A 22,361-nucleotide genomic window follows, 5' to 3' on the forward strand; every position below is an offset into this window, starting at 1 on the left:
CAGATCCAGCACACTAGCCTGCGGGCCTCCGGGCGAACTTCAAAATCCGAACAAACTCCGCTAGGGGCTATAGCCGCACGCGAACTTCGGAATCGGGACGCTTGATGCGCGACACCGCCAACTCCACCGTCTGGGCGAAGCTCTGGGACGGCCCCACCCGCATCTTCCACTGGGCGCTGGTGGCGCTGCTCGGCTTTTCCTGGTGGTCGGCCGAGACCCGCAACATGGAGTGGCACCGGCTGGCCGGCTATTCGGTCATCGGCCTACTGGTCTTCCGCCTGCTCTGGGGCTTCTTCGGCTCCGGCTCGGCGCGGTTCTCGAGCTTCGTGAAGGGGCCGGCGGCGACCTGGTCCTATCTGCGCACCCTGCCGTCGCGAGCCTATGCCGCGACGCCCGGGCACAATCCGCTCGGCGCCTGGAGCGTGGTCGCGCTGCTCGGCGTGCTGATCCTCCAGGTCGTCACCGGGCTGTTCTCGGTCGACGTCGACGGGCTGGAGTCCGGGCCGCTGTCAGATCGCGTCGACTTCGACACCGGCCGGGCGTTCGCCGCCGTGCACGAACTGAGCTTCACCGCCCTGCAGGTGTTGGTCGTGCTGCACGTCGCGGCGGTGATCTTCTACGCCGTCCACAAGCGCGCGGACCTGGTGCGGCCGATGGTCACTGGGCGCGGCAAATTCCAGTCCGACCCGGGCCTGACGTTCGCGCCGCTCTGGCGGGCATTACTCGTTGCGGTAGTGGCGGTTGGCGTCGCCTGGTGGGCGTCCAAGGGCTTCCGCTTCTAGGCGTTTGGCCGCCCCGACGCCGCGCAAAGCGGCAGGGCGGCGACGAAAAGCTACACAATTGAGCTAAACCGTCGCCGTTGCAGCGCCACAAATGGCTGTTCGCTTGTGGTGCGCCGTTTTGCAGTTGCGAAAATGTGACAGGCGCACGGAAACCCGTCGTCGCTGGCGGGGTTCGATCATGGCGTGTCTCCAGGAGATTGCGATGCAGACCTCACCGTCCTTCGCCTACTCGCTCTGCCAAGTCGAAGAAGGCTGGCGTTGGAGCGTCTATGATGAAGACGGCGTGACGGTCGCACGCGGGGCCGATGAGAGCCGCGACGGGGCTCAGGCGGCGGTCGAGCTTATGCTGCGCTGCGGCGCCCGATACGAGGAGCCGCAGCAGCGGCTCGCACCCTAGGGACGGGCGGCCAGAACCTTCGCGACGACAGGAGCCAGCCGATCGGCGATCACCCGCACCCCGGCGGCGTTCGGATGCATTCCGTCCGACTGGTTGAACTTGGGGTTGCGGGCCACGCCGGCGAGCAGATCGGGATAGAAGGCCACCCGATGGGCCTTGGCGATCGCTGGGAACACCGCGTTGAACTCCCGTGCATAGCCGCGGCCGATCTCCGGCGGCGCCTGGATCCCGGCCAGCACCACGCCCATCCGCCGCGCCTGCAGCCGGGTGAGGATGCGCTCGAGATTGGCGCGGACGACGCGCGGCTGGAGCCCCATCAGCAGGTCGTTGGCGCCCAGGGCCACGACCGTCACCGCGGTGTCCGGGCGGATGCTGAAGTCCATCCGCGCGGCTCCGCCGGCGGTGGTGTCGCCGGAGACGCCGGCGCCGCGAACGATGTTGGCCACGCCCCGGCGGTTCAGCGCCTGATGCAGTTGGGCGGGCAGGGCCTGAGCGGCGGGCAGCCCGAGGCCGGCGGTGATCGAATCGCCCAGGATGGTCACGACCTTGCCGCGCGCCGCCAGCGCGGGCCCGGCCCCGAACAGCGGCAGGGCCAGCAATGGCAGGCCCAGCAGGGCGCGACGGGAGCAGGTGGCGGGTGTCTCGACCATTCAGGCGTCCTATCTAGGATGCTCTGACGTAGCCTCCAACGCACGAGAGCGCCTTGTCCAACCCCGCCGATCCGCTGGTCCTGGAGGACGTCTCGCTGACGCTGCCGTCGGCGGCCGGTCCCGTGGAGATCCTGCGCGGGCTCGACGTGCGGGTCGCGGCCGGCGAACGCGTCGCCCTGGTGGGCCCCTCCGGTTCCGGCAAATCGTCGCTGATCTCGGTGGCGGCCGGGCTGGAGCAGCCGAGCAGCGGCCGGGTGCGGCTGTTCGGCCAGGACCTCGCCCAGCTCGACGAGGACGGACGCGCGCGGCTGCGGCGCGGGCGCGTCTCGCTGGTCTTCCAGGCCTTCCATCTGCTGCCCAGCATGACCGCCGAGGAGAATGTCGCCGCACCGCTGGAGATCGCCCGCACGCCGAATGCGATGGCCGCGGCGCGCGCCTGGCTGGACCGCGTCGGCCTGTCGAGCCGGCTCAGGCACTATCCGCATCAGCTCTCGGGTGGCGAACAGCAGCGGGTCGCCTTGGCCCGGGCGCTCGCGCCGGCGCCGCAACTGATCTTCGCCGACGAGCCGACCGGCAACCTGGACGCCGCTAACGCCCGGCGCGTCGCCAGCATGCTGTTCGACCTCACGGCGCAGACCGGCGCGGCCCTGGTGCTGGTCACGCACGACGAGGGTCTGGCCGAGCGGGCCGATCGCGCGGTGCGGCTGAGCGACGGCCGGGTGGCCGCGGCGGCATGATCCCGCTCTCGGTGCGCTTCGCCGTGCGCGAGCTGCGCGCTGGCGTGCGCGGCTTCCGCATCTTCCTGGCCTGCCTGGCGCTGGGGGTGGCGGCGATCGCCGCGGCCAGCTCGACCGCCGAGGCCTTCCGCCAGGGGCTGTCGGGTCAGGCGCGCGAGATCCTCGGCGGCGACCTCGCGGTCACCGTCCGCCAGCGCCCCTTCAGCGACGCCGAGCGCGCCGCCCTCGAACGACTGGGGCAGGTCTCCTACGCGCTGGCCAATCGGGCGATGGCCGAGGCCCCGTCGGGCGAGCGCCGGCTGGTGGAGCTGCGCGGCGTCGGCGGGGAGTATCCGCTGGCCGGCCGCGTCGAGCTGAAGGGGGCGCGCACCCTGGCGGAGGCGTTCGCGCCGCAGGGCGACGCCGCCGGCGTGGCGGTCGAGCAGGCGCTGCTGGACCGGTTGGGGCTGAAGCTCGGCGACCGGTTCCTGGTCGGCAACACCGCGGTGGTCGCCCGCGCCGTGCTGCTGCAGGAGCCGGACCGGCTGTCGCGCGGCTTTGCGCTGGGGCCGCGCGTGCTGACCCGCCTCGAAGTGGTCGAGCAAGGCGGCTTCGCCGCGCCCGGCCTGCCGTTCGTCGAGACCGCCCGGGTGGCGCTGAAGCCCGGCCTGTCGCTGCCGGCCGGCAAGGCGGCGGTGACCCGCGCGGTGAAGAAATCCGAGGGCCGGGTGCGCGACCGCAACGACGCCGCGCCCGGCATCCGCCGGCTGGTCGACCAGATGGAATACTTCCTGGGGTTCATCGGCCTGGCCTCGCTGGTGGCGGGCGGCCTGGGCGTGTTCGGCGCGGTCAGCGCCTATCTCGAAAGCCGCAAGCCGGCGATCGCCACGCTGAAGGCGCTGGGCGCCGACGGCGCGCTGGTGCGCAACCTCTACCTGGTGCAGATCGGGGCGCTGGCCGGCCTCGGCGTCGTGCTGGGCCTGGTCGTCGGCGCCGCCGCGCCGCTGCTGCTGGGCGCGCTGGTGCAGGACGACCTGCCGGTGCCGGCGCTGTTCGCCATCTATCCGTCCGCCCTGGCCAAGGCCGCGGCCTTCGGCCTGCTGGCGGCGGCGGCCTTCGCGCTCGCGCCGCTCGGCCGGGCGCGGGCCACCCCGCCGGCCAGCCTGTTCCGCCATGACCTGTCGCCGCGGCTGCGCCTGGGCCCGGAGACGGTCGGCGCCGGCCTCGCCGGTCTCGGGCTGGCGGCGCTGGCGGTGCTCGGCGCGCCGACCCGGCTGGCGGCGCTGATCATGATCGGCGGGGTGGCGGCGGCGTTCGCGCTGCTCTGGCTGCTCGGCTGGGGCGCGGCCGCGCTGGCCGGCCGCTGGCGCAGCGGCGCCGGCGGGGCCTGGCGCATCGCGCTCGCCAACCTCGCCGGCCCCCGCTCGGCGGCGCGCACCGCCGCGCCGGCCATCGGCCTGGGCGTCGCCCTGCTGGCGGCGGTGGTGCTGATCCAGTCGAGCCTGCTGGCCGAGGTCTCCGAGGTCGCCCCGCGCACCGCGCCGGCGCTGGTGTTCACCGAGATCCCGGGGGACCGGGGGACCAGCTTCGACCAGGCGGTGCGGCGGGCCTTCGCGCACCCACTGTCGCGCGAGACCTACCTGCGCGCGCCTTATCTCACCGGCCGGATCGCGACGGTGCGCGGCGCGCCGGTGAACCTGGCGCAGATCCCGGCCTCGGAGCGCTGGGCCTACGACAACGACGTCAGCCTGTCGGCGATCGGGGCCGAGCCGCCGAACGCCGGCGTGCTGCAGGGCCGCTGGTGGGCGTCCGACTACGCCGGGCCGCCGCTGCTGGCGGTCGACTCCGAGGTCGCCAAGGCCGCGCAGCTGAAGCTCGGCGACCGGCTCACCCTGTCGGTGCTCGGCCGCGAGATCGAGGCGCGGGTCGCCGTGCTGCGGCGGGTGGAGTTCGGCGCGTTCGGCGCGAGTTTCCCGCTGGTGCTCACGCCCAACGCCCTGGAGGGCGCGCAGCTGCGCGACGTGGCGATCGCCAAGGCCAGCCGGACGCAGGAGGCCGCGGTGGTGCGCGCGCTCGGCGACGGCTTTCCGGAGGTGAACGTCATCTCCGTGCGCGAACAGTTGGAGGCGGCGAGTGAACTCTTCGCCCGCCTGGCGCTGGCGGTGCGCGGCGCGGCCGCCGTCGCGGCCCTGGCCGGCCTCCTGGTGCTCGCCGGGGCGATCGCCGCACGCGCCCAGGCGCGGGTGCGCGAGGCCGCGATCCTCAAGGTGCTGGGCGCCTCGCGCGGGCAGATCCTCGCCGCCTATGCGCTGGAGTACGGCCTGGTCGGGGCCATCGCCGGGACGGCCGGCGTCGCCCTCGGCTATGCCGCGGCCTGGCCGGTGGTGGTGAAGGTGTTCGAGGCGCGCTGGAGCGTCGACTGGGCGGGCGTCGCCGCGCTGTTGGCCGGCGCAGCCCTGCTGGCCGGCCTGGGCGGCGTGCTCGCGGCCCTGCAGGCGCTGTCCAAACGCCCCGGGCCGGCGCTCAGGAGCGAGTGAGCGAAGAGAACCACGAAAGGCACGAAAGACACGAAAGGGCCGCGCCGAGAGCAGCGAGACGGCGAGGGGCGCTGGGTGCAAATACCGGCCGGGCTCCAATTCAAGCTGCGCTGGTAAGTGGGGCATGAGGTTTGTGCCCCAACCCGTTCGTGTCTTTCGTGTTTTTCGTGGTTCCTAACCCTCGAACCCGGTGAGGTCCGGCCGACGGCCGTTCCAGCCGGAGACGCGTTCGTAGGCCGCGCCCAGGCTGACCACGCCGGCTTCGTCGCGCGGTTTGGCGATGAACTGCAGGCCGACCGGCAGGCCGTCCGCGGTCAGGCCGCAGGGGACGGTGATCCCCGGCAGGTCGAGGTAGTTGGCAGCGCGGGTTAGCCGCGACAGCGGCGAGGTCATCTCGTCGACCCGGGCGATCGGCGGCGCGGGCAGCGGGCAGGTCGGGCTGACCAGGCCGTCGTAGGGGGCCATCCAGGCGTAGAAGGCGTCCTGGTCCTCGGCGCGCCGGGCGTGGGCCTCGGCCAGGTGGCGGTCGGTGAATCCGCGGCCGGCTTCGAACCGGCGGACGATCCACGGATCCATCACCGGCCGTTGGGCGGTGATCCGCTCGCGCCAGTGCCGCCAGCCTTCGGCGGCCATGATCAGGCCGTTGGGCAGGAAGGACTCGTCGAGCGTTCGCAGCGGCGGGACCATCTCCACCGTCGCGCCCAGGTCGCGCAGCCGCCCGATCGCTTCGAGATAGAGCCGTTCGACCTCCGGATGCAGCTCGCCGAGGAATTCCGGCGGGCTGGCCGCCAGCCGGCGGCCGCGGACGTCGGCGCGCAGCGCTTCGTCGGCGTCGAACGGCTCGCGGTCGGCGCTCGCCCCGTCGGGGCCGGAAATCACCCCCAGCATGCGCGCGGCGGTCGCTACGTCGGCGGCGATCGCCCCGACCGTGTCGAGCGCCGGGCTCAAAGGATGCACGCCTTTCAGGCTGACCAGCCCGCGGCCGGGCTTCAGGCCGACGACGCCGCAGATCGCCGCGGGAATCCGCACCGAGCCGCCGGTGTCGGTGCCCAGGGCGGCGTCGCACAGCCCGGCGGCCACCGCGACGGCCGAGCCGGACGAAGAGCCGCCCGGCGCGCGCTGCACCTTCGCGTCCCACGGGTTCCACGGCGCGCCGACGGCTTGGTTGGTGCCCCAGGCCCCGAACGCCAGCTCGACCGTGTGGCTCTTGCCGACCGCGGTCCAGCCGGCCTGCAGCAGCCGCTCGACGACGACGGCGTGGAGGTGGGGATGGGGATCGACCGGGACCTGCGCGCCGCCGCCGGTGGGCTGGCCGGCCACGTCGATCAGGTCCTTGACGGCGAACGTCGGCCCCTCGGCGGTCTCGCCGACCAGCGGCGGATCGAAAACCCGCACGAAGGCCTTCAGCCGGCCATCGTAGCGACGGATGCGGGCGAGCGACTCCTCGGGGCTCATGCGCCGTCCTTTTCAACTCCTGCGAACTATCGCCGAGGCTGAGGGCGGAAACCAGATGACGCCGGTCGGTGGTTGGCGTTTTGATCTGGCATGACCCAGCCGCTGCCCAACCAGCTCCGCTCCGCCGTCCGCTACCTCGGCCGCGTTCTGGGCGACGTGATCCGGGCGCAGGACGGGCAGGCGGTGTTCGACCAGATCGAGGACATCCGCCGCGCCTCGGTCGGCTTCCACCGCGAAGGCACGCCCGAAGCGGCCCAGCTGATGGGCGATCGGCTGGCGGCGCTGTCGCTCGCCGAGACGGTGCGTTTCGCCCACTCCTTCGCCTGCTTCCTGCAGATCGCCAACATCGCCGAGGACCACATCCAGCGCCGCCGCGGCCGGGCCGGCGACATGCGGCCCGACACCCTCGCCGGAGCGCTGCGCGCTCTCGGGGCCCAGGGGATCGAGCACTCGGCGGTGCGCGAGCTGCTGGGCTGCGCCCTGATCGCGCCGGTGATCACCGCCCACCCGAGCGAGGTGCGACGCAAGAGCGTGCTGGACCGCGAGAGCGCCATCACCCACCAGCTCGACCGGCTGGACGTCGCCGCCGGCGAGGTCGAACGCGCCGAGGTCGAGAAGGAGCTTGCGCGGCAGGTCTCGATCTTCTGGCGCACGCGGCTCTTGAGGCGGGTGCGGATCGCCGTCTCGGACGAGATTTGGAACGCGGTGTCGTTCTTCGAGCGCAGCTTCCTGACCGTGCTGCCGAAGCTCTACGCCCACTGGCAGGAGGTGCTGGGGGCCGAGAGCCTGCCCAGTTTCCTGAAGGTCGGCTCCTGGGTCGGCGGCGACCGTGACGGCAATCCCTACGTCACCGGCGCGGTGATGCGCCAGGCGCTGGCGTGGCAGGCCAAGGCGGCGCTGCAGCTCTACCTTGACCAGCTGCACGCCCTGGGGGCCGAGCTGTCGCTCTCGGTCGAGCTGGCCGGCGTCACGCCGGCGCTCGCGGCGCTGGCCGACCGTGCCCAGGACCCCTCGCAGCAGCGCGCCGACGAGCCTTACCGGCTGGCGCTCGCCGGGGTTTATGCGCGGCTGGCGGCCAGCTACCAGCGGCTCACCGGCGAGACGCCGCCCAGGCCCTCGGGCCTCGCCGCCGAACCCTATCCGACGCCCGAAGCCTTCAAGGCCGACCTGCGGACCATCCTGGACTCGCTGCTGCGCCAGCACGGCGAGGTCTTCGCCGTCGGCCCGTTGCCGGAGCTGATCCGCGCCGTCGACATTTTCGGCTTCCACCTGGCGACGCTGGACATGCGGCAGAACTCGGCGGTGCACGAGCGGGTGGTGGCGGAGCTGCTGAAGACCGCCAGCGTCTGCCCCGACTACGCCGCGCTAGACGAGACCGCGCGCTGCGAGCTGCTGCTGCGCGAGCTGGGCCACGGCCGGCTGCTGGCCTCGCCGCACATCGCCTATTCCGACGAGACCCGGCGCGAGCTCGACACCCTGGCCGCTGCGGCGGAGGTCAAGCGGCTCTACGGCGGCGAGGCGATCCGCGCCTACATCGTCTCCAACACCACCTCGGTCTCTGACCTGCTCGAGGTCTATGTGCTGCTGAAGGAGGTCGGGCTCTACGCGCCGGGCGATCCGCCGCGCACCGAGATCTTCGCCGAGCCGCTGTTCGAGACCATCGGCGACCTGCGCTCCGCCGCCGAGACGATGCAGCGCTACCTCGGCATGCCGCTGGTCCGCGCCCTGCTCGCCGCGCCCGGCATGCAGGAGGTGATGATCGGCTATTCCGACTCCAACAAGGACGGCAGCTACCTCACCTCGACCTGGGAGCTGTTCAAGGCCTCGCGTGCGCTGGTCGAAGTGGTGCACGGCCAGGGGCTGAAGCTGCAGCTGTTCCACGGCCGCGGCGGTGCGGTGGGCCGCGGCGGCGGCTCCAGCTTCGAGGCGCTGCTGGCGCAGCCGGCCGGCACCGTCGGCGGCCGCATCCGCATCACCGAGCAGGGCGAGGTGGTGGCCAACAAGTACGCCGACCCCGAACTCGCGCGGCAGAGCCTGGAGACGCTCACCGCCGGCGTGGTGCTGGCCTCGCTGCGCCGGCCGCCGGCCGACGAGCTGGGCGGCGGGCGAGGCGAGGCGATGGACGCGCTGGCGAACGCCTCGTTCGGCGCCTACCGCAAGATCGTCGAGACCCCGGGCTTCGTGTACTATTTCTACGCCGCCACCCCGATCAACGAGATCGCCGAGCTCAACATCGGCAGCCGCCCCAGCTCGCGGCAGGGCGCGCGCACGCTCGCCGGACTGCGGGCCATCCCCTGGGTGTTTTCCTGGTCGCAGTCGCGGGCGATGCTGCCGGGCTGGTACGGCTTCGGCTCGGCGGTGCAGCAGTCCGGCGTACCGCTGGAGACCCTGGCCGAGCTCGCCGAGACCTGGCCCTCGTTCGCCTCGATGCTGTCCAACATGGAGATGGTCCTGTTCAAGAGCGACATGGCCATCGCCGCCCGCTACGCCGGCCTGGTCCCCGACCGCGCGCTGGCCGACGCGGTGTTCGACCAGATCCGCGCCGAGTGGGAACGCACGGTGGAGGCGGTGCTGAAGGTGACTGGCCAGACCGCGCTGCTGGAGAAGAACCCCGACCTCGCGGCGATCATCCGCGCGCGGCTGCCCTATATCGACCCGCTCAATCACCTGCAGATCGAGCTGCTCCGCCGCCTGCGCGCCGGCGACGACAGCGAGGCGGTCCGCAACGGCATCCACCTGACCATCAACGGCGTGGCCGCGGGGCTGCGGAATACGGGGTAGGGGCGGCAGAACGCCCCCTGAGTCGGCTTCGCCGACAGCTCCCCCGCTTTCGCAGGGGAGCATCCTGGCGCCCAGATCCTCCACCGCGCAGCGGGGGAGGTGGATCGCGCCGCAGGCGCGAGACGGAGGGGGCGTTTGTGGCTTTGCGGCTGCGCGCCGTCTTCGCTAACCAGTCTCCATGTCCGCGAACCTCTACGACCTTCTCGCCGCGCGCTTTCCCGCCGACCGCTCGCGGCCCTGCTTCCTGCTGAGTGACGGCGCTGAGGTCAGCTACGGCGCGCTCGAAAACGGCGTCGGCCGGATCGCCGCACGGCTGCTGGCCGAGGGCGTCGAGCCCGGCGACCGGGTGGCGCTGCAGGCGGAGAAGAGCGTCGAGGGCGTGATGCTCTACCTCGCGGCGCTGAAGGCCGGCGCGGTCTTCCTGCCGCTGAACGCCGCCTACACGCCCGCCGAGGTGGAGTATTTCCGCGCCGACGCTGAGCCGCGGCTGCTGATCACCGATCCGGCGGCGTTCCTGGCCGGCGCGCCGGCCGAACCGTTGGCGAAGAGCACGCCGCGCGCCGCCTCGGATCTCGCAGCGATCATCTACACCAGCGGCACCACCGGCCGCTCGAAGGGCGCGATGCTGAGCCACGGCAATCTCGCGGCCAACGCGCTGGCGCTCTACGACGCCTGGGGGTTCAGCCCCGACGACGTGCTGCTGCACGCCCTGCCGATCTTCCACGTCCATGGGCTGTTCGTGGCGCTGCACTGCGCGCTGCTGGGCGGCTGTCCGATGGTCTGGCTGCCGAAGTTCGCCGACGCCGAGGTGCTGGCGGGGCTGGCCCGGGCCACCGTGATGATGGGCGTGCCGACCTTCTACACCCGGCTGCTGGCCAATCCGGAGTTCACCCGGGAGCGCGCCGCGCCGGTGCGGGTGTTCATCTCCGGCTCGGCGCCGCTGCTGGAGTCGACCTTCGCCGAATTCGAGGCCCGCACCGGCCAGCGGATCCTCGAGCGCTACGGGATGAGCGAGGCGGCGATCATCGCCTCGAACCCGCTGGACGGCGGGCGCGTGCCCGGCAGCGTCGGCTTCCCGCTGCCCGGGGTGGAGCTGCGCATCGGCGGCGGCGAGGAGACCGGCGTGATCGAGATCCGCGGGCCCAGCGTGTTTTCCGGCTACTGGCGGATGCCGGAGAAGACCGCCGAGGAGTTCACCGCCGACCGCTTCTTCCTGACCGGCGACGTCGGCCGGCAGGATCCGGACGGCCGCGTCTGGATCTCCGGCCGGGCCAAGGACCTGATCATCTCCGGCGGCTACAACGTCTATCCGAAGGAGGTCGAGCTGGTGCTTGACGAGGTGCCGGGCGTCGTCGAGAGCGCCGTCATCGGCCTGCCGCATCCGGACTTCGGCGAGGGCGTCGCGGCGGTGGTGATCGGCCAGGGCGACGAGGCGGCGCTGATCGCCGCGGCCCGCGCCCAGCTCGCCGCCTACAAGGCGCCCAAGCGGATCCTGTTCGTCGACGACCTGCCGCGCAACGCCATGGGCAAGGTGCAGAAGAACCTGCTGCGCCAGCGCTACGCCGAGCTGTTCATCGGCTGAGCCGGTTCAGGCCGGCGCGGGGTCGCCCAGGCCGCCCGGCGACTGGGCGGCGCTGGCGCGACGGAGCTGCGGCGGCGGGAAAACGGCGATCTCGGCCAGCCGTTCGGGCTCCAGCAGGATAGCGACGCCCGAGCGCAGCTCGATCAGCCGGTCGCGCCGTAGCTGCTGCAGGATGCGGTTGACGTGGACGATGCTGAGCCCCAGCGCGTCGCCCATGATCTCCTGGGTGAGCGGCAGCGGGAACCGCTGGTCGTCGCCGAGCCCGGCAATCTCCAGGCGGCGCTGCAGTTCGAGCAGGAAGTGCGCGACGCGCTCATAGGCGGTCTGCCGGCCGAGCCGGACCATGTGGTCGAGCAACAGCCTCTGCTCGAGCGCCTCGAGGGCGCGGAAGGCGTAGGCGAGGCCCGGCGCGTCGCCAGCCTGGGCGGCGTCGAGCGCCGGCTGGGCGTCGGCGGTCTCCATGGCGGTCAGGGCGACGACGGCGGAGGCTTCCGGCAGCGTCCGCGCGACGCAGGCGATGCTGTCGCCCGGCAGCAGGAAGCTGAAGATCTGCCGGCGGCCGTCGGCCAACGTGCGCTGGCGGCAGGCCCAGCCCGCGAGGATGAAGCGCCGCCGGCCGCCCAGCGCCCCCTCGGCGAGGAGCAGATCCCCGGGAAGGTGGCGTTCACGCCGGATTGGGAACCCGCGCAGCAGTTCACGCTCGGCGTCCGACAGGGCGCTAAGCGCCGTCAAGCGGCGCACCACCGCCTCCAGCGGCCGCAAGGCCGAGTGAGGCGTCACCCGGCTCGTCATCCGGCGTCCCCCGTGCTTGCTGGCGGCTCGTTCGAAGCCGCGCGCTTCCGTCCCGTGGCGACCTCAAGGTGTCGTTCTCGCTGTTCGCTTAGTGGGTGAGTCTCCACGGTATCTCTAAATAGAATCGCTGCAAGTATACCGTGTCTTCGTCGTCAAAAGATCAATTCGGCTCAACGCGGGGAAGCTAAGAGATCTGACGTTATTGTCGGATACCCGACTTAGTATCGATTTTTTGTCGACTAGTTCTGTAGGGCCGCAGCGACGGCTGCGATCTTGGTCTCGGTCTCGGCGCGCTCGCTCGCCGGTCGGCTGTCGGCGACGATGCCGGCGCCGGCCCGGGCCTCGACGCGCCAGCCGTCGGCGTCATGGACGAAGGCCGCGGTGCGGATCAGCACGCTGCTGTCGAGGCCGCCGTCGCATCCCAGCCAGACGAGCGACCCGAAGAACGGGCCGCGGCCCCCTTCGAGCCCGGCGATCACCTTCATCGCCTGCACCTTGGGCGCGCCGGTGATCGAGCCGGGCGGGAACGCGGCGCGCAGCAGGTCGCCGGCGGTGCGCCCCGCCGCCAGCCGCCCGGTGACCGTGGAGACCAGGTGGTGGACGTTGGCGAAGCTGGCGAGGCGGAACAGTTCCGGGGTCCGCACTGCGCCCGGCGTGCAGACCCGGGCGAGGTCGTTGCGCATCAGGTCGACGATCATCAGGTTCTCGGCCCGGTCCTTGACCGAGGCGCTTAGGCCCGCCGCCAGCGCCTCGTCCTCGGCCGGCGTCGCGCCGCGCGGGGCGGTGCCCTTGATCGGCTGGGTTTCGGCGACCAGTCCGCCGTCCTGGCGCTCGACCTTGAGGAAGCGCTCGGGCGAGTTCGAGACGATCGCTCGGTCGGGCAGCCGCAGATAGGCGGCGAACGGGGCCGGGCTGGTCGCCGCCAGCCGGATCATCAAGTCGATCGGCCGCGCGTCGGGCGCGAGCCGGCCCCGCCAGCGCCGCGCCAGGTTGGCCTGGAAGATCTCGCCGGCGGCAATCCGCTCGACGGTTTCGGCGACCGCGGCTTCGTAGGCCTCGGGGGAATCCGCCTGCAGCTCGCACCCCGGCGGCTGCGCCGGGCGCGGCGGCAGGTCGAGCCAGCTCCGCGCGGTCGCCGCGCGGACCGCCGCCTCGGCCTCGGTCGCGCCGCGGCCGATCGCCAGCACCCGCGCCTGGGCGTGATCGAAGGCGAGCAGGGCATCGTAGCGAGCGCAGGCCAGATCCGGCCAGCCGTCGTGGCGGGGCAGGCCGATCGGCTCGAAGCGGTCGCCGAGCTCGTAGCCGAGCAGGCCGGCGACGCCGCCCTGGAACGGCGGCCCGGCCGGGTCGGGATCGACCGTCGGGCCGAGCAGGGCGGCGAGCGCTGCGATCGGGTCTTCGGAGTCCTCCGGGGCCAGGGTGCAGACTGCGGCGGGGTCGGCGGCGACATAGGACCAGCCCGGCTCGGCGCCGCCGGTCAGGAAGCCGATCGTCCACGGCCGTTCGCCGAGCGCGCTCAGCACCTGGGCCGGGTCGCTCCAGGGCGCCTCATGGAAGACCGCCATCCGCATGCCGCCGCCATAGCGCAGCGACGGCGCTGAGCCTAGGCGCGCGGCTACGCGGGCTCGCCAAAGTCCGACCGGCGCCGCAGAAGACGCGGATGGCCGTCCTCACGCCCGTCTCCGATCCCGACGACCCGCGCCTCGAACCCTATCGTGACGTGCGCGAGCGCGATCTGGTCGGCCGCGCCGGCCTGTTCGTGGCGGAAGGCCGGGTGGTCCTCGAGAAGCTGGCGCGGGCGGGGAGCCATCCGCTGCGCTCGCTGCTGATCTCTGAATCCAAGCTGCCGGGGATGCGCGATCTGCTGGGCCAGTTTCCCGCGGAAATCCCGGCCTACGTCGCGCCGCAGGCGGTGATGGACCGGATCGCCGGCTTTCCGATGCACCGCGGCGTGCTGGGGGTCGGCGAGCGGCGGGCGATCGCGCCGCGCGATCTGCTGGCCGGCCTCAAGCAGACCGCGTTGGTGGTGGGGCTGAGCGCCATCGCCAACCACGACAACATGGGCGGGATCTTCCGCAACGCGGCCGCCTTCGGCGCCGACGCCGTGCTGCTCGACGCCGCCTGCTGCGATCCGTTCTACCGCAAGGCGATCCGGGTCTCGGTGGGGGCGGCGCTGACCACTCCGTTCGCCCGGCTGGAGCGTGACGAGGACCTCGTTCAGACCCTGGCCGCGGCCGGCTGCGAGGTGGTCGCGCTGTCGCCGGCCGGCGCGGAGGAGCTGGCGGACCTCCATTGCGGCGGTCGGGTCGCGGCGCTGTTCGGCGCGGAGGGACCGGGCCTGGCGCCCGGCCTGATGGCGCGCACCCGCACCGTGCGGATCGAAATGGCCGGCGGCTTCGACTCGTTGAACGTCGCGACCACCAGCGGTTTGGTTCTTTACCAATTAAGCAAACGTCGTTCTGCCGAAAGGCCGGCTTAACCTACCCCGGCGCACAATCGCCCAGATTGGGTTCCGGAGACGATCGGCCCGTGGGGCGAAGCGAAGAACACACGGACAAGGCGGCGCACGCGCCGCTGGAGCTGGAGCGATCCGGCCCGGTGTTCGACCGCGCGCGCCGTCTGGCCGGCGCGCTGTTCGGCGGCGACGCGAAAGACGCCGACATCGTGCTCGTCGAGAACGGCCAGGTCTGGCGCAGCAGCGATCCTAACGGCCGCCGCATGCCGGCGACCGCGCAAGGCTCGCAGTGGGTGGTCGAGCACGGCGAACTGCTGTGGATCGAGGACCTCAGCCACGACGCCCGGTTCGGCCAGTTGGCCGCCGCCTACGGTCAGGCGTCGCTCAGGCTCTATGTCGCCGCGCCGATCCGGCTGGACGACGGCTCGGTTCCCGGCGTGCTGGTGGTCGGCCGTCGGGAGGCGAAGGCCTACGATGCGGCGCTGGCCGAACGGCTGCAGGACCTCGCCGACTTCGTCGCCGACGAGTGGACCCGGGTGCGCGCCACCCGTTCGCGCGACGCCGCCCACGGCACATTGGCCTCGATCGTCCAGTCCGCGCCGCTGTCGCTGGCGCTGACCGATCGCGATATGCGGATCATCCATGCGAGCCCGATCTGGCTGGCCGACCGCGCGCTGACGGCCGAGGCGGCGCTCGGCCGCAGCGTCTACGAGCTGGCCCCCGAGGTGTTCGGCCCCTTTCGCGCCGAGTTCGAGCGCTGCCTGACCGGCCAGACCCTGTTCGCCGAGAAGGCGCCGGTGCCGCGCCCCGACGGCGGGACCAGCTGGCTGCAGGCCCGCGTGGCGCCCTGGCGCGACGCCTCCGGCCAGGTCGGCGGACTGATCATGGTCGCCCACGACCTGACCCGGATGGTCGAGGCGATGGAGCGGGTCGCCCGCTCCGAGGAGCGGCTGAAGCTCGCGGCCGAAAGCGCCCAGCTCTACGTCTGGGAGATTGATTACCGCCGCCAGGAGATCACCAAGGTCGGCCGCGAAGACGCATTCTTCGAGACGCCGCAGTCCTACGATGGGGTGATGGCCGATCCCTGGGCGAGCATCGACCCGCGCGACCGCCCGGCGGTGATCGCCGGATGGGAGCAGTCCATCGCCGAGCGCGGCGCGACCCTGCCCGAGTACCGCATGCACCGCCAGGACGGGCAGGAGATCTGGGTTACCAGCGCGATCAGCCAGGTCACCGACGCCGACGGCCAGCCGCTGCGCTTCGTCGGCGCGCTGCACGACGTCACCAAGCGCAAGCTGCAGGAGCGGGCGCTGATCCGCGCCAAGGAGGAGGCCGAGGCGGCGAACCGCGCCAAGAGCACCTTCCTGGCGACCATCAGCCATGAAATCCGTACGCCGCTGAACGGCCTGCTCGGCATGGCCCACGCCATGGCCAGGGGGCCGCTGGAGCCGGCCCAGCGCGACCGGCTGCAGATCATCCGCCAGTCCGGCGAGGGGCTGCTGTCGATCCTCAACGAGGTGCTCGACCTGTCGAAGATCGAGGCCGGCAAGTTGACCCTCGAGGACGGCGAGTTCGACGTCGCCGAGCTGGCGCAGGGGACCTACGCCACCTTCCAGGCGATCGCCGAGAACAAGGGGCTGGGCTTCGTGTTGAAGGTGCTTCCGGGCGCGCGCGGGGTCTACCGGGGCGATCCGCTGCGGGTGCGCCAGATCCTGTCGAACCTGGTCTCCAACGCCCTGAAGTTCACCGACCGCGGGGCGGTGAGGATCGTCGTCGGCCGTCGCGCCGGGCTGCTGCACCTGAAGATCAGCGACAGCGGCATCGGCATGACCGCCGAGCAGCAGGCGAATCTGTTCCAGGCCTTCGAGCAGGCCGAGGCTTCGACCAGCCGGCGCTACGGCGGCACCGGGCTCGGGCTGGCGATCTGCCGCGAGCTCTGCGAGTTGATGCACGGCCGGATCCGGGTGCGGAGCAAGCCGGGCAACGGCGCGAGCTTCACCGTGAGCCTGCCGCTGCCGCGGCTCGCAGGCGCGGCGGCCGCGTCATCCGCGCCGGAGGCGGACGCCGAGGGGCCGGACCGGCCGCTGCGGGTGCTGGCGGCCGAGGACAACAGCGTCAACCAGCTGGTGCTGAAGACCCTGCTCAGCCAGGTGGGCATCGAGCCAGTGATGGTCGGCGACGGCAGGGCGGTGATCGAGGCCTGGGCCCGCGAGCCCTGGGACCTGATCCTGATGGACGTGCAGATGCCGCTGATGGACGGGCCGGCGGCGACCGCCGAGATCCGCGCCCGCGAGCGGATCGAGGGCCGGCCGCGGACGCCGATCCTGGCGCTCACCGCCAACGCCCTGGACGATCAGGTCGCCGACTATCTGGCCGCCGGCATGGACGGCTTCGTCGCCAAGCCGATCGCCGCCAGCCGCCTGTTCGCCGCGGTGCAGACGGCGCTCGAGCCGCCGGCCGAACCGGGCGCCGAGGCCGCCGCCTAGGACCTCAGTCGGCCCGCTCGCCGAAGGCGTAGCCCGAGATCACCACGTCCATCGCCACGTCGCGGAAGGCGTGCCGGCCGGGCTCGCCCTCAGCTGCGCCGGCGGCGACGAACAGCGGCGCGAGGTGCTCTTCGCGTGGGTGGGCTTCGCGCGCGTAGGGGGCCTGGTCCCAAACCCGCAGCGCCTCGTCGCGCCGGCTCGGATCGGTCATCGCCTGCGACAGCCAGGTGTCGAACGCCTCGGACTTGCCGGTGAAGGCGGGAGTGAAGCCGCGCATGTTGTGCCAGCTCATGCCCGAGCCCAGGATCAGCACGCCTTCGTCGCGCAGCGGCGCCAGCGCGCGGCCGGCGGCCAGATGCGCCGTGGGGTCGAGGTCGCCGCGCAGCGACAGCTGCACCACCGGAATGTCGGCCTCGGGCGCCACCAGCTTCAGCGGCACGAAGACCCCGTGGTCGTAGCCGCGTTCGGCGTCCTCGGCGGTCGGAAAGCCCGCCTGGCCCAGCAGCTCGCGCACCCGCGCGGCGAGCGGCGGCGAGCCCGGGGCGTCGAAGCGCAGCCGGTAGGTCTCCTCCGGAAAGCCGTAGTAGTCGTAGATCAGCTCCGGCTGCGCGGCCGCGCCGACGGTGAACACCGGCGTCTCCCAGTGGCCCGAGACCACCAGGATGGCCTTCGGCCGTTCGGGCAGGCCGGCGAGCAGCCCCTTCAGCCAGGCGGCGGTCTTGTCCCAGGTGTCGGCCGGGCCGCGGGTCCATTCCATGAAGAAACAAGGCCCCGCGCCGTGGGGGATGAAATAGGTGGGCAGTCGCATGGCGGGCTCCTGAAGGCTTCGCCGGCGGCCCTAGCGGGCGGCCGCCGGCGCGGTCTGCTCGATCCAGTCGGCGAAGGTCTGGGCGAAGGCGCGGAGGAACTCAGCCGTGGCCTCGTTCACCAGCTCGCCATTCTCGTCGAACAGGCTGAAGGCGTTGCCGACATAGGCCTCCGGCTGCTGCAGCACAGGCATGTTGAGGAACACCAGCGACTGGCGCAGGTGGTGGTTCGCGCCGAACCCGCCGATCGCGCCGGGCGAGACGCTGACGACCGCGGCCGGCTTGCCGTTCCAGACGCTGTGGCCGTAGGGGCGCGAGCCGACGTCGAGCGCGTTCTTCAGGCCGCCGGGGACCGAGCGGTTGTACTCCGGGGTGGCGAACAGCACGGCGTCAGCGGCGCGGACGCGATCGCGGAAGGCCACGTCGGCCGGCGGCGGATCGCTCTCGGAGTCCTGGTTGTACAGCGGCAGGTCGCCGATCGGGATCTCGTCGAACTTCAGGTGCGGCGGCGCCAGGGCTTCGATCGCCCGGGCGACCTTGCGGGTCACCGAGTCCTTGCGAAGGCTGCCGACGATGACGGCGACGGTGCGGGGCTGCGACATGGGAGGTCCTCTTTCCGGCTTGCTGTCACCAAGATGCGGGCCTGCTGCGCAGTTGATAATCCCGTCCGATCGCAGCATTGCTTTTCCAAACAGGAAGTAATGCCCGTGGATCGGCTCGACGAGATCAACGCATTCATCGCGGTTGCGGACGCCCGCAGCTTCACCCACGCCGCGCGGCGGCTGGAGGTGTCCTCGGCCCAGGTGTCCAAGCTGGTCGCCCGGCTGGAGAACCGGCTGGGCGCGCGCCTGCTCAACCGCACGACCCGCGACGTCTCGCTGACCGACATCGGGCGGGCCTACCTCGACCGGGCGCGGCAGGTGCTGGAGGACTTCGCCACCCTGGAGAGCTCGGTGAGCGAGCAGAGCGGGCCGCGCGGCCTGCTGCGGCTGTCTGCGCCGGTCTCGTTCGGCGCGGCCGAGCTGGTCCCGGCGCTCTTGGAGTTTGCCGCGGCCTATCCGGACATCTCGCTCGACGTCACCTCCACCGACCGGATGGTCAACCTGGTGGAGGAAGGCTTCGACGTCGCCGTGCGCATCGGCCTGCTGAGCGATTCCTCGCTGGTTGCGCGTAAGCTGGCGGCGGTCCGCATGGTGACCTGCGCGGCCCCGGACTATCTCGCCCGCACCGGGTCGCCGACGACGATCGGCGACCTGACCGCCCACGAGGCGGTGATCGACACCAACCTGGCCGATCCGACGCTCTGGCGCTTCGGCGTCGAGGGTGCGCCAGCCGACGTGCGGGTGCGCGGGCGGTTGCGGTTCTCCGGCGCGCCGGCCTGCGTGGCGGCCGCGGTCGCGGGCTTCGGCGTCACCCGGGTTCCCGCCTTCGCCGCGGCCGAGGCCCTGCGGGCCGGGCGGATCAAGGCGCTGCTGTGCGACTTCGAGCCGGAGCAGATCCACGTGCACGCGGTCTATCCGCACGCCCGCCACCTGGCGCCGAAGGTGCGCGCCTTCGTCGACTTCCTGGCGCGCCGCTACGCCGGCGAGCCCGAGTGGCATCAGGGCTGGAGCTGACGCAAGCGCCTAGGTCGGATCGACCGGGTCGCCCAGCGCCTCGTGCAGCATGGCGAGCGCGGTCTTCAGCGCCGCCAGGCGCACCGCGGCCCGCCCGATCTCGCCGAACCGCTCGACCCGATGGCGCGCCGCTTCGCCGGCCCGCGCGCAGGCGAAATGCACCAGGCCCGCCTCGCCGGAGCCGCCGTCGGCGAAGCCGGTGATCGCCACCGCCACGTCCGCCCGGGAGAAGGCCAGCGCGCCCTCCGCCATGGCCCGGGCGACCGGCGCGGAGACCGCGCCGTTTGTTTCGAGCATCGCCAGCGGCACCCCCAGCATCTCGAGCTTGGCGTCGTCGGTGTAGGTCACGAAGCCGCGTTCGAAGGCGTGTGAGGCGCCGGGGATGTCGGTCAGCAGCGACGCCAGCAGCCCCCCGGTGCAGCTTTCCGCGGTCGCCAGCATCAGGCCCCGTGAGCAGGCTTCGTCCAGAACTCGCTTGGCCAAAGCGTCCACTTCGGCGGGAATGGCGGGGTCGAGGGCTTCGGCCATGTCGCGCTCGTCAAGCTGGGAAGGAAGCGGAGTTGTGGCTGACAACCCCCGCTTTCGAGGCCGGTTCCGCTTGATTTTCCGATCCGGACCCGCTGGGTAGTGGCATGACGACGAATGCGAAGGTCACGGTGGCGGGCGCGGGCGCGCTCGGCCTCAGCTGCGCCCTGGCGCTGGCGGACGCCGGGTTTGCGGTGACGGTCTGCGACCCCGGTCCGGCGCTCGGCAACGCCTCGGCCGTGGCCGGCGGGATGATCGCCCCGACGTTCGAGGCGGTGCTCGACGCTGAGGCGACGGCGCACTTCGACCTGCTGCTGGCGGCGCGCGACCTGTGGCCGGCGCTGGAGGCGCGCAGCGGCGTCAGCCTCGACCGCACCGGGGCGCTGGCGGCCGGCCGGCCGGAGTGGCTGCAGCAGGTGGCGACCCGGCTGGCCGGGCTCGGGCTTCACGCGACGGAGATCCCCCGCCGCGCGGCGGAGGAGCTGGCCCCAGGGCTGGCGGACGGGCTGGGCCCGGTGCTGCTGAACCGGGAGGACTGGCGGCTCGATCCGCGGGCGGCCCTGCAGGCGCTGACCGCCGCGGCCGTGGCGGCCGGCGTCGCCTTCCGAAGCGAGGCGGTGCGCGGGCGCGGCGACGCGGACCTGCTGGTGCTCGCCACCGGCGCCGCCGATCTGGCCGCCCTGGCGCCCGAGATGGCGGCGCTGGCGCCGATCAAGGGACATATCCTGCGCACCCCGACCCCGGATCTCTGCAGCGTGACGGTCCGCGGCGAGGGCGTCTATGTGACCCCGGCCGACGCCGGCCTGGCGGTGGGCGCGACCATGGAGGCCGGGGTCGCCGACCCGCGGCCCGATCCGGCCAAGGCCGGCCCGCTGCTGAGCGCCGGCGCCAGGCTGTTTCCGGCGCTCGCCGGCGCCGCTTACGAGCTGCAGGCCGGGGTGCGGGCGGCGACGCCCGACGGCCTGCCGCTGGTCGGCTTCAGCCAGGAACCGGGCGTGCTGCTGGCCAGCGGGGCGCGGCGCAACGGCTGGCTGATCGCCCCGCTGGTCGCCCAGGTGGCGGCCGCGCTCGCGGCCGGGCGCGACCCCGGCCGCTACGCCGCGCGCTTCGACCCGGCGCGCTTCAGCTAGTTCAGGCTGAAGCGGATCGGGATGTTGACCGCGCCGCCCTCCACCGGGCGGCCGTCGACGGTCTGCGGGCTCATGCGGAAGTAGCGCGAAAGCTTGAGCGCAGCGTCGCCGAAGCCTTCGCCGCCGGGCGTTTCGCTGGCGACCCGGCAATCGCGCACCGCGCCGGCCGCGGTGACTAGGCAGGTCAGCACCGCCTGGCCGCCGACGCCGCGGCGAACGGCGCGCTCCGGATAGGCGCGGGCCAGTTCGTCGGCCGAGGGCGTGCGCAGCCAGGTCGGCTGGCGCACCACGCGCGGTTCGGCCGGCGCGGCCGGCGGCGCGACCGTAGGTGGCGCGAGCGTCGGCGGGGTGATCATCGGCAGGCTGTCGAAGATCGGCGGCGTCGGCGCGAGCGGGGCGGGCGCCTCGGCCGTCTCGCGGACCACCGGCGGGCGAATGCGCGGCGACTCGACCGGCTTGGCGCGTTCGGGCTGGAGGAGCGGCCAGTCGACGATCGGCACTTCGATCACCTGCGGCGCGGCGGGCGGCGCCTCGACGATCGGCGCGGTGAACTTCATGAAGGCCAGGTAGCCGCCGCCGGCGACATGCAGGGCCAGCGAGACGCCGAGCGCCAGTTGCAGGCGCAGCGGAACCTTGCGGGTGGGCAGGTGGAAGGCGAGCGGAAAAGTCTGGCGGATAACCAAGGCGCGCTCCCATATTTCGTACTGCAACATCATTGCGTAACGGAGATGCAACGCTCCACCTCGCGTTGCGTCAAGAGGCGCAATCTCGCCGCTATGGTTAGCGGCTCGTTAACCATGTGAGGCGAGGAATCCCTCATGGCGATCGAGGGAATCCGTGGCGTGGTGGAGGCGGCGATTCAGCGCGCCGCCAAGGCCACGGGCGTGGACTTCACCTTCCTGCTGAAGACCGCCGGGCGCGAAAGCGGGATGAACCCGCACGCCCGGGCGACCACCTCGTCCGCCGCCGGGCTCTTCCAGTTCGTCGAGCAGACCTGGCTCTCGACCCTGAAGCAGCACGGCTCGAAATATGGCTACGCCCGCTACGCCGAGTTGATCAATCGCGGCGCGGACGGCCGCTACCGGGTCGAGGGGGCCGAGGCGCGCAAGGCGGTGATGGACCTTCGGCTCGATCCGCACGCCGCCTCGCTGATGGCCGGCGAGCTCGCGTCGGACCATGCCGCCTATCTGAAGGGCCGGACCGGCCGCACGCCGACCTCTGGCGAGCTCTACGCGGCGCATTTCCTCGGGCCGCAGGGCTCGGCGCGCCTGATCGAGGCGGTCGAGAACTCGCCGGGCGCGGTCGCCGCCAACCTGTTCCCGGACGCGGCGCGGGCGAACAAGTCGATCTTCTATCGCGACGGCCGTCCGGTGTCGGTGGCCCAGGTCTACGCCAACCTCTCGCGCACCGCCGGGCCCGGCGAGGCGGTGTCCCCGGGCGCTGCGACGGCCGGCGACGACGGCTTCCTGCAGTACGCCTCGGCGCGGCGCAGCGACCGCGAGCGCCAGCAGGACGCCCTGGTCTCGCTGATCCTGCGGGGCTCCCAGCCGTCGGACCAGGCCGGCGTCGGCTCGCGCCTCGCCGGCTCGATGTTCACCAGCGAGATGCTGAAGCTGCTGTCGGATTCCCGCAGCGAAAGCTGAGCCGCCAG

19 protein-coding genes are annotated in these 22,361 nt (G+C 72.5%); 11 read left to right on the plus strand and 8 right to left on the minus strand.

Features of this window, described 5'->3' with window-relative positions:
- Positions 1–104: 104 nt before the first annotated feature.
- Complete coding sequence (locus tag ACSQ14_RS06670) at positions 105–782, plus strand: cytochrome b/b6 domain-containing protein (RefSeq protein ID WP_436010966.1); 678 nt, start codon at positions 105–107, stop codon at positions 780–782.
- Positions 783–984: 202 nt separating this feature from the next.
- A complete protein-coding gene (locus ACSQ14_RS06675) occupies positions 985–1,179 on the plus strand; it encodes a hypothetical protein (RefSeq protein ID WP_436010968.1) in 195 nt (64 codons plus the stop codon).
- On the opposite strand, the gene ACSQ14_RS06680 is transcribed toward ACSQ14_RS06675, so the two are convergent.
- Entirely contained in the window at positions 1,176–1,829 is a 654-nt protein-coding gene (locus tag ACSQ14_RS06680) for an arylesterase (RefSeq protein ID WP_436010970.1), read from the minus strand. The two genes, ACSQ14_RS06675 and ACSQ14_RS06680, sit on opposite strands and share 4 nt — an antisense overlap.
- Positions 1,830–1,882: 53 nt before the next feature.
- On the opposite strand from ACSQ14_RS06680, the gene ACSQ14_RS06685 reads away from it, so the two are divergent.
- Both ACSQ14_RS06685 and ACSQ14_RS06690 read left to right on the plus strand, forming a co-directional pair.
- On the plus strand, positions 1,883–2,566 hold the full coding sequence (locus ACSQ14_RS06685; protein ID WP_436010972.1) for an ABC transporter ATP-binding protein: 684 nt from the start codon (positions 1,883–1,885) through the stop codon (positions 2,564–2,566).
- The gene (locus ACSQ14_RS06690; RefSeq protein ID WP_436010974.1) at positions 2,563–5,082 is read left to right on the plus strand and encodes an ABC transporter permease; all 2,520 of its coding nucleotides are present in this window, start codon (positions 2,563–2,565) and stop codon (positions 5,080–5,082) included. Before ACSQ14_RS06685 ends, ACSQ14_RS06690 begins: the two co-directional genes overlap by 4 nt.
- A gap of 174 nt (positions 5,083–5,256) precedes the next feature.
- On the opposite strand, the gene ACSQ14_RS06695 is transcribed toward ACSQ14_RS06690, so the two are convergent.
- The gene (locus ACSQ14_RS06695; RefSeq protein WP_436010976.1) at positions 5,257–6,537 is read right to left on the minus strand and encodes an amidase; all 1,281 of its coding nucleotides are present in this window, start codon (positions 6,535–6,537) and stop codon (positions 5,257–5,259) included.
- A 90-nt stretch (positions 6,538–6,627) separates the two neighbouring features.
- On the opposite strand from ACSQ14_RS06695, the gene ppc reads away from it, so the two are divergent.
- Together ppc and ACSQ14_RS06705 are read left to right on the plus strand one after the other, a co-directional pair.
- Positions 6,628–9,318, plus strand: a complete 2,691-nt coding sequence (gene ppc / locus ACSQ14_RS06700; protein WP_436010978.1) for a phosphoenolpyruvate carboxylase — start codon at positions 6,628–6,630, stop codon at positions 9,316–9,318.
- Positions 9,319–9,496: 178 nt separating this feature from the next.
- Positions 9,497–10,900, plus strand: coding sequence for an AMP-binding protein (locus ACSQ14_RS06705; protein ID WP_436010980.1), 1,404 nt, complete (start codon positions 9,497–9,499; stop codon positions 10,898–10,900).
- A 6-nt stretch (positions 10,901–10,906) separates the two neighbouring features.
- Here ACSQ14_RS06705 and ACSQ14_RS06710 read toward each other — a convergent pair whose 3' ends face one another.
- Both ACSQ14_RS06710 and ACSQ14_RS06715 read right to left on the minus strand, forming a co-directional pair.
- Entirely contained in the window at positions 10,907–11,692 is a 786-nt protein-coding gene (locus ACSQ14_RS06710; protein ID WP_436010982.1) for a Crp/Fnr family transcriptional regulator, read from the minus strand.
- Between the two features lie 239 nt (positions 11,693–11,931).
- Positions 11,932–13,257 carry an anthranilate synthase component I family protein gene (locus ACSQ14_RS06715; protein WP_436010984.1) on the minus strand — a complete coding sequence of 442 codons (1,326 nt, stop codon included), beginning with the start codon at positions 13,255–13,257 and terminating at the stop codon, positions 11,932–11,934.
- Between the two features lie 95 nt (positions 13,258–13,352).
- Between ACSQ14_RS06715 and ACSQ14_RS06720 the strand changes: the two genes are divergently transcribed.
- Both ACSQ14_RS06720 and ACSQ14_RS06725 read left to right on the plus strand, forming a co-directional pair.
- Positions 13,353–14,171, plus strand: coding sequence for a TrmH family RNA methyltransferase (locus ACSQ14_RS06720; RefSeq protein WP_436010986.1), 819 nt, complete (start codon positions 13,353–13,355; stop codon positions 14,169–14,171).
- A 50-nt stretch (positions 14,172–14,221) separates the two neighbouring features.
- On the plus strand, positions 14,222–16,633 hold the full coding sequence (locus ACSQ14_RS06725) for an ATP-binding protein (protein WP_436010988.1): 2,412 nt from the start codon (positions 14,222–14,224) through the stop codon (positions 16,631–16,633).
- Positions 16,634–16,637: 4 nt separating this feature from the next.
- Here the strand turns inward: ACSQ14_RS06725 and ACSQ14_RS06730 are convergent, their stop codons facing one another.
- The gene (locus tag ACSQ14_RS06730) at positions 16,638–17,441 is read right to left on the minus strand and encodes a DODA-type extradiol aromatic ring-opening family dioxygenase (protein WP_436010990.1); all 804 of its coding nucleotides are present in this window, start codon (positions 17,439–17,441) and stop codon (positions 16,638–16,640) included.
- Between the two features lie 30 nt (positions 17,442–17,471).
- Positions 17,472–18,041: an NADPH-dependent FMN reductase gene (locus tag ACSQ14_RS06735; RefSeq protein ID WP_436010992.1), complete on the minus strand. Its 570-nt coding sequence runs from the start codon at positions 18,039–18,041 to the stop codon at positions 17,472–17,474.
- Between the two features lie 105 nt (positions 18,042–18,146).
- Here ACSQ14_RS06735 and ACSQ14_RS06740 point away from each other — a divergent pair, with 105 nt between their 5' ends.
- Positions 18,147–19,055 (plus strand): LysR substrate-binding domain-containing protein, encoded by a 909-nt coding sequence (locus ACSQ14_RS06740; protein ID WP_436010994.1) that lies wholly within the window; start codon positions 18,147–18,149, stop codon positions 19,053–19,055.
- Positions 19,056–19,064: 9 nt separating this feature from the next.
- On the opposite strand, the gene ACSQ14_RS06745 is transcribed toward ACSQ14_RS06740, so the two are convergent.
- Positions 19,065–19,583 (minus strand): CinA family protein, encoded by a 519-nt coding sequence (locus tag ACSQ14_RS06745; RefSeq protein ID WP_436010996.1) that lies wholly within the window; start codon positions 19,581–19,583, stop codon positions 19,065–19,067.
- 104 nt (positions 19,584–19,687) lie between these two features.
- Between ACSQ14_RS06745 and ACSQ14_RS06750 the strand changes: the two genes are divergently transcribed.
- The gene (locus ACSQ14_RS06750) at positions 19,688–20,710 is read left to right on the plus strand and encodes an NAD(P)/FAD-dependent oxidoreductase (protein ID WP_436010998.1); all 1,023 of its coding nucleotides are present in this window, start codon (positions 19,688–19,690) and stop codon (positions 20,708–20,710) included.
- Here ACSQ14_RS06750 and ACSQ14_RS06755 read toward each other — a convergent pair.
- Positions 20,707–21,393 carry an energy transducer TonB gene (locus tag ACSQ14_RS06755; RefSeq protein WP_436011000.1) on the minus strand — a complete coding sequence of 229 codons (687 nt, stop codon included), beginning with the start codon at positions 21,391–21,393 and terminating at the stop codon, positions 20,707–20,709. The two genes, ACSQ14_RS06750 and ACSQ14_RS06755, sit on opposite strands and share 4 nt — an antisense overlap.
- Positions 21,394–21,528: 135 nt before the next feature.
- On the opposite strand from ACSQ14_RS06755, the gene ACSQ14_RS06760 reads away from it, so the two are divergent.
- On the plus strand, positions 21,529–22,353 hold the full coding sequence (locus ACSQ14_RS06760; protein ID WP_436011002.1) for a transglycosylase SLT domain-containing protein: 825 nt from the start codon (positions 21,529–21,531) through the stop codon (positions 22,351–22,353).
- Positions 22,354–22,361 lie beyond the last annotated feature (8 nt).

Origin of the sequence: Phenylobacterium sp. LjRoot219, assembly GCF_964252995.1 — a bacterium.
Classification (GTDB): Bacteria; Pseudomonadota; Alphaproteobacteria; order Caulobacterales; family Caulobacteraceae; genus Phenylobacterium.